Source organism: Streptomyces sp. NPDC001108 (genome assembly GCF_053598535.1).
Genome location: NZ_JBSFKL010000018.1, coordinates 53,103 through 65,760, shown reverse-complemented (window position 1 = coordinate 65,760; position 12,658 = coordinate 53,103). Strand labels below are relative to the sequence as shown.

The window sequence follows — 12,658 nt, the reverse complement described above, 5'->3', positions numbered from 1 at the left end:
CCATGCCCCTCTTCGACGAAGACGACCTGACCATCACCTACCACGTGGTCGCGAACCACGAGGAACAGCACTCGATCTGGCCCGCGGGCCGGGAGATACCCGACGGATGGCACCCGACCGGATTCACCGGGAAGATCGACGCCTGCCTCGCCGAGATCGAACGCGTCTGGACGGACATGCGCCCGCTCAGCCTGCGCAGGGCCATGGACGACACGGACACGGCAGCCGTCCGGTGAACGGTCCAAGAAACGAGACCCATCTCCTCCCGCTGGGCGGCAGCGGCGACTGGGGTGTATGGCCCTCCCTCGTCGTCCGCACCACCGGCATGCCCTTCGACTGGCTCGACACCTCAGGCGTGTCCGGCACGCACTCCTTCGAGGCGGCCAAGGAGGCCGCGCTGGGGCAGTTGGCCACGGCGGCCGAAGACGACCGCTTCCAGTCCGCGCTCGCCTGGCAGAACCCCCTGCTCGGCGAGCAGGTCCGCAAGGGCGCGCACCTGTCCGGGCGGCGACGGCGCTACCTGCGCCGTTCGCTGGCCGCCTACGTGTCCCGCTACTGCGCCAAGAACGACACCATCGGCTTCTTCGGGCCGTCGGTGTGGGGCACGTGGGGCACGGGACCGACCCGGGTCACACCCGCGGGCCGGGCCCCCCGGTCCCGCGACGTGTACCTGGAGCTGTGGGCGGTCCGCGCCCTGGCCCGCGCGCTGCGCCTGCGGCACGGCCTGGACCCCTGGGTGGTGCCGCACCTCGCCCCGAGCCTGGACCTCGCGAGCGACGTGTTCCCCCTCCAGGACGGCTCCCGGCTCTCCGTGACACCGCTGCGCCGCACCGTCCTGGAAGCCTGCGACGGCACCCGCGCCGCCTACGAGATCCCGCTCGGCTGCCCGGACCTGGACGCCGACGAGGTACGCGACGAAGTGCGGCGGCTGCGGGCCATGGGCGTGCTCAGCACCGACTTCGCCATCCACCAGGCACGCCGCCCGGAACGCCAACTGCGCGGCCAGCTCATGCGGGTGAGCGACGTCGCACGCCGAACGGCCGCGCTCCGCGACCTCGACGAGGTCGTACGGGCCGTGGCCGCCCTGAAGAACCACACCGGGCAGCCCGCGCAGCTGGCCCAGGCCCTGACCACCGCCGAGGAGGTCTTCGTACGCGTCACCGGCGAACGGGCCGAGCACGGCGCCGGGCAGTTCTACGCCGGCAAGCGCATCGCCTACGAGGACTGCGTCGCCGACCTCGACGTGGAGCTGGGGCCCGAGATCCTCGACAGGGCGGGGCCCGTCCTCGACCTGGTACTGACCAGCTCCCGATGGTTCTCCCACGTGGTCGCCGAGGAGTACGTCCGCTCGGCCCGGCGGATCATGGCCGACGACGAGGGACGGCCGGCCGACGACGGCTACCCCCTCGCCCGCCTCCTCGCGGCCATGGCCACCACCTTCTGGGACGACGCCGTACGCCCCGTCGACGCGGCCCGCGCCGAACTCCGGGCCCGCTGGACGAAGATCCTCGGACCGCATGCGGACGGCTCGCCCACGACCCGTACCGTCGCCGGGATCCGGGACGCGGTGCACGAGATGTTCCCCGCCGACGGACCCGCCTGGACCGAGGCCGGCTGGCACAGCCCCGACCTGATGATCGACGCGGCCAGCGTCGAGGACATCCGGGCCGGGCGCTTCCGGGTGGTCCTCGGCGAACTGCACTCGTGCGTCAACACCGTCAACGCCCTGCTCTTCCTGGACACCGCGCCCAACGCCCCGGAAATTCGCCGCTGGATCGACCGTGAGATCGCCGGGGCCATCTCCCCGCTCTACCCCTTCTCCACCGGGCACGTGAATTCCCGCACCGCCCCGCCGGGCGCCCACCTCTCACCGATGTGCCGGTACATCGGCATCGGCGGCGAACCGTCGTACCACCCCCGTTCCGCCGAGCTGATCCCCATCACCTCGCTGCGGGTCGTCCCGGCGGGCGAGGGCTTCCGGGTGGTGTCCACGGACGGGACCTTCCAGGAGGATCTCGTCCAGGTCCTGGGGGACTACCTCAGCAGCGCCGCGGTGCAGTCGTTCGGCTTCCTGGAACCGCGGGACCACCAGCCGAGGATCACCGTCGACGACGTCGTGGTGTGCCGGGAGACCTGGCGCGTCCCTTTCACGGACCTGCCCGGCCCGGACACGAAGGAGGAGCCCGTACACACCTTCTTCCAGACGCTGCGCGAACGGCTCGGACTCCCGCAGAACGTCTTCGTCCGGGTCGCCGGCGAGGTGAAACCGGTCTACGTCGACCTGGCCAACCCCTTGATGGCCGACATGCTCTGGTCGAAGATCCGTCGTGGACGGGAGCGGGTGCCCGACGGCGGCCTGGCCTTCTCCGAGATGCTCCCGGGCCCGGACGGAATGTGGCTCAGGGACGACGACGGACAGCGGTATCCCGTCGAATTCAGGATCGTGTGCACAGACAGGAAGAACCATGACTGAGACCCTTGAGACAGCGGGCGGCTCGACAGCCCACGCCCCCCGCGAGGCCGCCGTCCGCATGGCCGGACTGACGAAGTCGTTCGGTGACGTCCAGGCCGTCGTCGAAGGCCGCATGGAGGTGTTCCCGGGCGAGGTCGTGGCCGTACTCGGGCCGAACGGCGCGGGCAAGACGACCAGCCTGCACTGCCTGCTCGGTCTGCGGCAGCCCGACTCCGGTGTCGTGGAACTGATGGGCGGCTCGCCGACCTCCTCACGGGTACGGGCCCAGTGCGGCGTCGTCCTCCAGAACTCCGGCCTGCCGGGCAGCCTCAAAGTACGCGAACTGGTCGACCTGTTCCGCGCCTACTACCCCGCCCCCATGGAGACCCGGGAAGTCCTGGACCTCGCCGGGCTCACGGACCTGGCCGAGCGCTTCTTCGGCGAGCTCTCCGGCGGCCAGCAGCAACGCGTCTACCTCGGGCTCGCGCTGTGCGGAAGGCCCCGCGTCCTCTTCCTCGACGAGCCCAGTGTGGGGCTCGACAGCGTCTCGCGCCGCCAGCTGTGGTCCACCGTGCAGCGCGTCGCGTCCGAGGGCACCGCCGTCCTCCTCACGACGCACTACCTCGAAGAGGCCGATGCCCTCGCGGACCGCATCGTCCTGTTCGCCTCCGGCCGCACGGTCTTCGAGGGCTCGTCCGCGGAGATGAAGTCCCACTTCAACCGCCGCCGCCTCTCGCTGCGCCCCTCCGGCCACCCTGATGTGGAGGCCGTACGGAACAGCGGTGGCGAGGACATCGAGTACGTCGACGGCCTGCTGACGCTCACCACGGCCCGCACCGCGGACGTCCTGCGGGTCCTGCTCGACACCGAACGGGACCTGGACGACATCGAGGTACGCGGCGTCAGCCTGGAAGAGGCCGTCGAAGAGGTCCTGAGCACCTCTACCGCCGGCCTGCCCGCCCCCGCTCCGGCGGCCGCTCCCCACCGCCGGCCCGCCGCGCAGCGGGACAGGGGCGCCGAGCGGCTGGACGCCGCCTCCTGGACGCGGATCGTACGCGCCCAGACGAAGGCCGAGTTCCTCAAACTCAAGCGGGACGTGGCGTTCATCCTGACCACCTGCCTGCTGCCCACGCTCTTCTTCGCGTTCTTCGGTCTCTCCCAGGCCAGGCACGGCGACCAGGAGGCGATGGCGTACACCGTCGCGGGCTTCAGCGCCTACGGCGCCATCGGCGTCGGCCTGTTCGGCTTCGGCGTGGGCATCGCGGCCGAACGCGGCTTCAAATGGGACCTGCTCATCCGGGCCACCCCCATGTCACCGAGCGCCTACCTGTGCTCGCGGATCATCCCGGCCGCCGTCTTCACCCTGTTCACACTCGCTGTCCTCGGCATCTTCTCCACGCTCGTGGCGGGCGTCCGGCTCAGTGCCCTCCAGTGGCTGGAACTGATGGGCGGACTGACCCTCGGCAACATCGTCTTCGTCGCCATGGGGCTGGCCATCGGCTACAACCTGTCGCCCAAGGCCGCCGGCCCCGTGTCCACCATCATCTATCTGCTGCTCTCCTTCGCCAGCGGGATGTTCGTCCCGATCAACCAGCTGCCGACCCTGGCCGAGAACCTCGCGCCGGCCCTGCCGACCTGGCACTTCGCCCGCATCGGCTGGGGCATCGTCGGCATCGAGCCCGGCTTCGGACTCTCCTCGCTCCTGATCCTGGTCGCCTACACCGCGGCCTTCGCCACCCTGGCCGTCATGGGATACCGCCGTGAACTCAAGACCCGCTTCCTCTGAACCCGCGGCGCCGCCCGCCCGGCAGGGGACGCTCCTGCGCCGGATACCGGACCCGTCCGACCGGCGCCCGCTGGTCATCGCCTTCCCGTACGCGGGCGGCGGCGCCGCGGCCTACGCCGAGTGGCGCGACCTGCTGGACGCCGACTGCGCCGTACTCCCCGTCCACCTGCCGGGCCGGGAACGCCGCTTCCAGGAACGCCCCTACCGCCGGATGACCCATCTGGTCCGCGACCTCGTCGCGGAAGTCGGCCCGCACATGGACCGGCGCGTCGTCTTCTGGGGCCACAGCATGGGAGCCTCGGTCGCGGTGGCCCTCAGCCTCGAACTGGCCCGCCAGGGCTTCGCGCCCCCCGCCCACATCCTCGTCTCGGGCGCGGGCTCACCCGACCGCAGGGACCTGAAGGACCTGATCCACGTACTCGACGACGAACGGCTCACGGCCCGGCTCCACCGGTACGACGGAACACCCCGCGAGGTCCTGGACAACCCGGATCTGCTCGCCCTCGTCCTGCCGGTGATCCGGGCGGACTTCGAGATCATCGAGACGTGGGTCCGGCCCCGCCCGGCCCCGCTGCCCGCCCCCCTCACCGTGCTGTACGGCAAGGACGACCAGTCCGTCAGCGCGTACCGGGTCGCCGGCTGGCCCTCGTACAGCGACCGGCCGGTCGACCCGAAGCCCTTCGACGGCGGGCACTTCTTCATCCGCGAGCATGCCGCGGAGGTCGCCGGAATCATCCGCGCACTGGCCACCGGGCCGGACGCCTGACCGCCGCGCCGTACCACGTCCCGGCACACACCCCCTTCAAGCACAGACACTTTCGAGCAAGGAGCAGCGATGCGGGCCATCGTCATCAAGGAGTTCGGCGGTCCAGAGACCATCGACGTCACGGACGTTCCCGAACCGCAGGCCGTTGAGGGCCTGGTGCTCGTCGACGTGGAGCGCTCCGGACTCAACTTCGCCGAACTGCACCAGATCGCGGGGACGTACCTCAAGACGAACGAGCTGCCGTTCACTCCGGGCACCGAGGTCTTCGGCAAGGACCCCGCGGGCCGTCGGGTGCTCGGCATCATCGCCTCCGGCGGACACGCCCAGCGCGCCGTCGTGCCGGCCGAATCCCTCATCCCCGTACCGGACTTCGTCACCGGCGAGGAGGCACTCGCCCTCGGCCTCCAGGGCTTCACCGCCTGGCACCTGCTGCGCACCTGCGCCCGCGCCGTCCGCGGCCAGTCGATCGTTGTCCACGCCGCGGCCGGCGGGGTCGGCTCGCTCGCGGTGCAGCTGGCCAAGGCATGGGGCGCCTCCCGGGTGATCGGAACGGCGTCGACCCCCGACAAGCGTGAACTCGCCCTGTCCATCGGTGCCGACGCCGTCGTCGACTCGAACTCGGACGACATGACCGCGGCCCTTCTGGAGGCCAACCGCGGTCGTCCGCTGGACGTCGTCCTGGAGATGGCGGGCGGCCACACCCTGGACCAGGGACTCGCCGCCCTGGGCACCCACGGCCGGATGGTGGTGTTCGGATCGGCCTCGGACCGGCCGTCGACCCCCGTACGGCTGGAGTCGCTGATCGGCGCGTCCCGCTCGGTGGTCGGCTTCTGGGCCGGTGACCTGATGCGCACCAACCGCCGCTCCCTGGCCGACACCCTCAACGGGCTGTTCGGCATGGTCAAGAACGGTCAGCTGAAGCCCGTCGTCGGGGGGACGTACGCCCTGGAGGACGCGGCACGGGCGTTCGGTCTGCTGGCCGACCGCTCCACCACGGGCAAGGTCGTCCTCGACACGACGGGGAACTGACACCCGCCTCGTCGTCCCCCCTCTGAACCACTCCGCGAGCGCGAAGGCCGGCATGTTTACGTCAGACGAGGATTCCGCCAGCTTCCTGATCCACCGCCGATTCGAGGCACGGGTCCGGGAGAACCCCGGGGCGCCCGCTCTCATCCATCAGGACCGGACCATCGGTTACGGCGAGCTGGACACGGCCGCGAACCGCCTCGCGGCCGTGCTGCGCGCGACCGGTGCCGGCCCCGAGGCCGTCGTCGGCGTCCATCTGGAGCGGACGCCGGAGGCGGTGACGGCGGTCCTGGCCGCGTGGAAGACCGGCGGGGCGTACGTACCCCTCGATCCCGCGCAGCCCCGGCAACGCCTCGCGCACATCATCGAGGACTGCGATCCGGCGGTGATCGTGACCTCGGCACGGCTGTCGGCCGGGCTTCCGGAGCACCGAGCCCGGGTGGTCCTGGTCGACGGCCCCGCCGAGGCCGCGGCCGGTCCGGTCCCGGTGGCGGCCGTACGGCCCGACAACCTCGCCTACACCATCTACACCTCGGGATCGACCGGACGGCCCAAGGGCGTCGAGGTCGCCCACCGCGGGCTCGTCACCTCCTACCTGGGCTGGGAGGAGGTCTACGGGCTCCGGGACGGCGTCCGCAGCCACCTCCAGGTAGCGGGCTTCTCGTTCGACGTGTCGACCGGTGACTTCGCCCGGGCGCTGCTCTCCGGCGGCACGCTGGTCCTGTGCGGCAAGGAGGACCTGCTGCGGCCGGAGAACCTGCACCGGCTCATCACCCGGCACGACGTGCACATGATGGACATCACCCCCGCGCTCCTGCGGCTGCTGATGGACCATCTGGAGGCCACCGGCGGACGGCTGGCCGGCATGCGGCTGATCACGGTGGGCGGGGAGGGCTGGCCGCCCCGCGACTACCGGCGGCTGCGTGCCCTCGTCGGGCCGGGGACGCGGGTCTTCTGCTCCTACGGCGTCACCGAGTCGAGCGTGGACAGCACCTGTTACGAAACCTTCCCCGGTCCACCGCCTGAGACGGCAACGCTGCCCATCGGACACGCCTTCCCCGGCACCCGGGTCGCGGTCCGCGACCGTGAGCTCCGCGAGATCGAGGACGGGGCGGAGGGCGAGCTGTACGTCACCGGCGCCGGACTCGCCCGTGGCTACCGGGGCAAGCCCGCCCTGACCGCCCTGCGCTTCCTGCCTGCTCCCGGCGGCCGACGCGTCTACCGCACGGGGGACAGGGCCCGTCTGCTGCCCGACCGGGCCGTCCAGCACCTGGGCCGCATCGACGACGAGGTCAAGATCAACGGTGTGCGCGTCCAGCCGGCCGAGGTCGAGACCGTCCTGCGCGCACACCCCGGTGTCGGCCAGGCCGTCGCGGTGACCGCCCACGAGGCCGGACGCGTACGCCTCCACGCCTACGTCACCCCGGCAGGCCCCGCGCCGGTGACCCCCGCCCAGGTGCACGAGCACGCGACGCGCGCCCTGCCCGCGACCATGGTGCCCGCCACCGTCACGGTCCTGGAATCGCTGCCCCTCAACACCAACGGCAAGGTCGACCGGCACCGCCTGCCCGCCCCCGCGCGGGGCGACGAGGAGACCTACGAGGAACCCAAGGGGAGCACAGAGATCCGGATCGCCGGGATCTGGCAGGAGACGCTGCGGCTTCCCCGCGTGGGCGCCCTGGACGATTTCTTCATGTTCGGCGGCGACTCCCTCCAGTCGGCACGCGTCTGCGCACGGATCCGCGCGGAGTTCCACGTCGACATCCGGCCCAGCGCCGTACTGACCCACCCCACCGTGCGCGAACTCGCCGCGCACACCAGCCGGTTGCTGCCCGAGCGCCAACCGCCCACGCGGCACTCCGCCCCCGACGGGCGGTACCCGCTGTCCCCGGCCCAGCGCCGGCTCTGGCTGCTGAACCTGATCACCGGCCCCGACGCCACGTACAACATCCCCATCGCCTTCCGTGTCGAGGGACCGCTCGACCGGTCGGCGCTCACCACGGCGCTCAACCGGATCGTGGCCCGGCACGCACCCCTGCGGACCCGACTGGTCGTGGTCGACGGCGAGGCGATGCAGGAGGTCCTGCCCGGCTTCGAGCTCGGCATCACCGTCACCGACCTGCGCGGCGACCGTGATGCCGAGCACCGGGCACTCGACGTGCTGGCGGACCGCGTACGCGAACCGTTCGACCTGACGGCCGGACCACTCGTCCGGGCGCACCTGCTGCGACTCGGCCGGCAGCGGTATCAGGTGCTGGTGACGGTCCACCACATCGTGTTCGACGGCTGGTCGGCCGAGCTGTTCCTGACCGGCCTGGGCCAGGAGTACGCGGCGGCGCTGCGCGGCGCGACAGCCGGTCCGCCCGCCTTCGAGCTGTCGTACGGAGACATCGCGGCCTGGCAGGACCATCGGCACCGTTCCGGCGGGCTCACTCCCCAACTGGACCACTGGAAGCGCCGCTTCGGTACGCTGCCGCCCGCGCTGGACGGCCTCGCGGACCGGCCGGGGCGGGACGCGGGCGGACGCGGCGTGGCCGGGCGGGTCACACGGTGGCTCGATGCGGCGCTCACCGGTGCCGTACGGTCCTGCGGGCAGCAGCACGCGGTGACCCTCTTCGTCACCCTGCTCGGCTGCTTCACCGTCCTTCTGTCGCGGCTGACCGGCGAACACGACATCACGGTCGGCACCCCGATGGCGGGACGCGACCGCGAAGAGGTGCAGGACCTCATCGGCTTCTTCGTCAACACGGTCGCCCTGCGCACGGACCTCACCGGCACACCGACGTTCACCGAGGTGCTCGGCCGGGTGCGCGACGAGGTGCTCGCGGCCCACACCCACCAGGACATTCCCTTCGAGGACGTGGTCGCGGGTGTGTCGGCCGCCGGATCCGTGGGCCGCAACCCGCTCTTCCAGACCTGGTTCAACCTGCTGGGCGGCCCGGACCGGCCCCCGCGCATGCCGGGCCTGGACACCGGGATGATCGAACTGCCCGCGCACGCGGCACTCTTCGACCTCGGCCTGTACGTGACCGACCACGAGGACCGGATCCGGCTGGACCTCTCCTACGACCGGGGGCTGTTCGGTGACGCCCGGGCCCGGGTGATCCTGGACCAGCTCGCCCATGTCATCGCGGCCGTGACCGCCGATCCCGGGGTGCGGATCGGCGGGATCTCCCTGGTGACCGACGCGCATCGCGCGATCCTGCCGGACACCGGGGCGGCGCTGGAGGGTGCTTCGCCGCCCGCGCTCACCGCCGGGGTGCGCAGGGGGATGGCGACGGCGGCCGTGTACGACGCGTCCGGGACCGGGCCGGGACTCGCGGGCGGGCACCTGGCCGCGCTCGCCTCCCGGGCCACCCGCGAACTGGCCGCACTCGGGGTGCGCGCCGGGGACGTCGTCGCGCTCCACGCGGCCCGGACGGCGGCTCTGGTGCCGCTGCTGGTCGGCATCCTGGAACGCGGCGCGGCATTCGTCCTGCTCGACCCGGCCCACCCGCCCGCCCGGCTGCGGGCCCAGTTGGCGGCCGCGGCGCCGGCCCTGCTGATCCGCTTCGAGGAAGCCGGTGCGCCGCCGGAGGCGATCACGGGTTCCGGGGTGCGGGTGGCCGATGCCGGGCGGCTGCTCGGCGCCCCCGACGCGGCGACGCCCGAGCCGTCGCGGACACCCGCGCCGTCGGCCCCCGGCCCGGAGCGCCCGGCCTACATCATGTTCACCTCGGGATCGACCGGGCCGTTGCCGCGCGGGGTCCTCGGCGGACCGGCCCCCCTGGCCCACTTCCTCGACTGGTACGTCCCGGCCTTCGGCCTCGGCCCGGACAGCCGCTTCGCGCTGCTGGCCGGACTCGGCCACGACCCGCTGCTGCGTGACGTCTTCGCCCCGCTGTGGGCGGGAGGCGAACTCCACGTACCCGGCACCGAGCTGATCGGGAACCCGCTGTCGCTCCTGCACTGGCTGGCGGAGCGCCGGATCACGGTCCTCCACCTCACCCCGCCTCTCGCCCGTCTGCTGGCGATCGCCGCGGGGGAGACCGGGACGCGGCTGCCGGACGTACGCCTGATCTGCTACGGCGGTGACGTCCTGCGGCAGGGCGATGTGGCCGCGCTCGCGGCGGTCGCGCCGTCGGCCCGGCACGTCAACTTCTACGGGGCGACCGAGACCCCGCAGGCGATGGCGTTCCACGTCGTCGATCCGGGGGCCGCGGACCACGGCGCGGACGCGGCCCGCCCGGTGCCCGTGGGCAGGGGCATCGCGGACGTACAGATCCTCGTCCTCAACGGCTCCGGGCAGTTGGCCGGGGTCGGTGAGGTCGGAGAGATCGTGATCCGCACGGCGTACCTCGCCGAGGGCTATCTGGACTCCTCGGGCGCGTACTCCTCCGGCAGTGGGGGATTCCACCACGACCGCACGCCGGGGGTACGCAGATACGCCACCGGCGACCGGGGCCGCTACCTGCCCGACGGCACCGTCGAGATCCTCGGCCGTACCGACGCCCAGGTGAAGATCCGGGGATTCCGGGTGGACCCGGCCGAGATCGACGCCGTCTGCCGACGGCTTCCCGGCGTGAACGACGCGGTGACGGTCGCGAGGCAGCACGCGGAGGGTGACATCCGGCTGACCACGTACGTGGTGACGGCCGGCGGCCGGGCGTCCGAGCCGGGTCGACTGCGCGCGGATCTCGCGGCCCGCCTGCCCGAGTACATGACCCCCTCCGAGGTGATGGAGATCAGCAGCATGCCCCTGACACCCAACGGCAAGATCGACACGCGGGCACTCCCGGAGCCGGCACCGGACGTGGAGCCCGGACAGCAGGCGTCGGGAGGGGAAGTGGAGGAGATCGTCCGGGGCATCTGGCGGACCGTGCTGGACGTGGACGACATCGCGCCGGACGACAACTTCTTCGACCTCGGCGGTACATCACGCCTGATGGTGCAGGTGCAGGTGGCACTGCGCGAACGGCTGGGACGGGACATCACACTCGTGTCGCTGTTCAAGCACGCCAGCACGGGGGCGCTCGCCCGCCATCTGCGACAGGCGTCGGCACCCGCCCCCGCGGGGACCGCACCGCCCCGCGCACGCCGCCGTGACCACACGGCGGCCCGTGCTCAGCGGCTCGGACGCCGGGGCGGGCGCGCCTGACACCTCGCCAAGAAGCGTTCACCGCAGTTCGGATGCCTCGCCGACGGAGTTCCGCATGCTCCGGTCGGCGAGGCTTTTCCACGTCGTTGTGATGAGTCGGTCGCCGTTGTGACGAGAGGGTCACAAGGTTGACATGGCCGTGTCCTGGCGGCGCGCCCGGCTGGATTTGGCTGGTTAATCTAATCCGACTCCGTGACCGTGTGTGATGTCTCGGAATTCAGCTATTGCGCGATATAGAGGTACATCATGGGACGAAGTGACGTGTCGTACCGACGGGCGTGTGTGCTGGCCGGGACGCTACTGAGGCATCGCCCCGCGGTTCCAGCCGCGCACTGAGTTCGGCATTCCCCGGGACCGGTAGGCGCCCTCCTCTCGGCCACCGCGCGAGCGGGGCGGCCGGGCCCGCCCGTCCCGCGGCATCGATTCGTCGGACGGCGGTCCGAGTACTCCAAACCGTCCGGGCCCTTTCTGCCCCCCATCCGTGAGCGGCATGACGAGCCCTTGCGAAGACATTTTTCGAGAGGTTGAAGTGGCGCTTTCCGTAACCGGTCTCGAAGCACGTGCGGAGCTTCTCTACCGGAAGCTGCTCCAGCGGACCCATTGGCGGACGCAGGAACTGGCCCGGGCCGTGAAGTGTCCGGTGGGCGAGGTCGCACAGGCGCTGCAGGCACTGAGCGGCGACGGCCTCGTCGGCGTCTCGGCGGACGACCCCACCTCCTTCCGCGCGGTCGAGCCGTGCGTCGCCTTGCCGGCCCTGCTGGCACGAGCGATGTGCGAGGGGCGGAATCTGGGGCTCAACCCGGTGGAGGTCGACCGGTTCATCGCCCTCCACGAACTGGCGGCCGAGCGGGACGAAGGCGTTGCCCGCGGCCGCGGCGGCCATCGGACGGATGCTTCCAGCGTGGTCGAACGGATGGTCGCCAAGGCCGAGGAGGACGTGACCTTCCTGGTCCCCGGCTACGTCGACGGCGGATTCGCCTTCTCCCGCCCCAGCGTGGACCTGGGGCTGCGGCGAGGCATACGCCTGCGGGCCGTCTGGGCATCCTCGGTCTTCGACGTCGACGGCGCCATGGATCACGCGCTGTGGCTGGCCCAGCAGGACGTCCCGCCCCGCATGGCCGACGTGGTGCCGGTTTGCGCCATGATCATGGACGGCGCGGCCGCCGTGGTGATCGACGATTCCCGGACACCCCGTATGGTGCGCTCCGGTGCGGAGCTGGAGTCCCTGTGCTCCCTCGCGGAGCGGCTCTGGGGGCGCGGCGCGGAGGTGAGACGACTCAGACGGACGCCCGGTACGGGCGCCGCGCAGCCCCGTATGCAAATGGTGCTCCGTCTCCTGGCCGACGGCCTGACCGACGACGCCATCGCCCGTCGGCTGGGCTGCAGCGTCCGTACCGTGCGCAACGACGTGGCGGCGGCGATGGCCGCACTGGACGCCCGCAGCAGATTCCAGGCCGGCGCACGCGCCATGCGGGCCGGGCTGATCTGAGG

The 12,658-nt window shown here is 71.8% G+C and carries 7 protein-coding genes; all 7 read left to right on the top strand.

Features of this window, described 5'->3' with window-relative positions:
• The first annotated feature begins 2 nt into the window (after positions 1–2).
• Entirely contained in the window at positions 3–236 is a 234-nt protein-coding gene (locus tag ACWC97_RS29625; protein ID WP_352279130.1) for an MbtH family protein, read from the top strand.
• Entirely contained in the window at positions 233–2,473 is a 2,241-nt protein-coding gene (locus ACWC97_RS29620; RefSeq protein WP_450652603.1) for a lantibiotic dehydratase, read from the top strand. The genes ACWC97_RS29625 and ACWC97_RS29620 overlap by 4 nt, the downstream gene beginning before the upstream one ends.
• Positions 2,466–4,238 (top strand): ABC transporter ATP-binding protein/permease, encoded by a 1,773-nt coding sequence (locus ACWC97_RS29615; protein ID WP_450652601.1) that lies wholly within the window; start codon positions 2,466–2,468, stop codon positions 4,236–4,238. The genes ACWC97_RS29620 and ACWC97_RS29615 overlap by 8 nt, the downstream gene beginning before the upstream one ends.
• A complete protein-coding gene (locus ACWC97_RS29610) occupies positions 4,213–5,004 on the top strand; it encodes a thioesterase II family protein (protein ID WP_392278280.1) in 792 nt (263 codons plus the stop codon). Before ACWC97_RS29615 ends, ACWC97_RS29610 begins: the two co-directional genes overlap by 26 nt.
• A gap of 69 nt (positions 5,005–5,073) precedes the next feature.
• Complete coding sequence (locus ACWC97_RS29605) at positions 5,074–6,033, top strand: quinone oxidoreductase family protein (protein WP_352279125.1); 960 nt, start codon at positions 5,074–5,076, stop codon at positions 6,031–6,033.
• Between the two features lie 52 nt (positions 6,034–6,085).
• Positions 6,086–11,167 carry an amino acid adenylation domain-containing protein gene (locus ACWC97_RS29600; RefSeq protein ID WP_450652599.1) on the top strand — a complete coding sequence of 1,694 codons (5,082 nt, stop codon included), beginning with the start codon at positions 6,086–6,088 and terminating at the stop codon, positions 11,165–11,167.
• Between the two features lie 529 nt (positions 11,168–11,696).
• The gene (locus ACWC97_RS29595; RefSeq protein ID WP_352279122.1) at positions 11,697–12,656 is read left to right on the top strand and encodes a helix-turn-helix domain-containing protein; all 960 of its coding nucleotides are present in this window, start codon (positions 11,697–11,699) and stop codon (positions 12,654–12,656) included.
• Positions 12,657–12,658 lie beyond the last annotated feature (2 nt).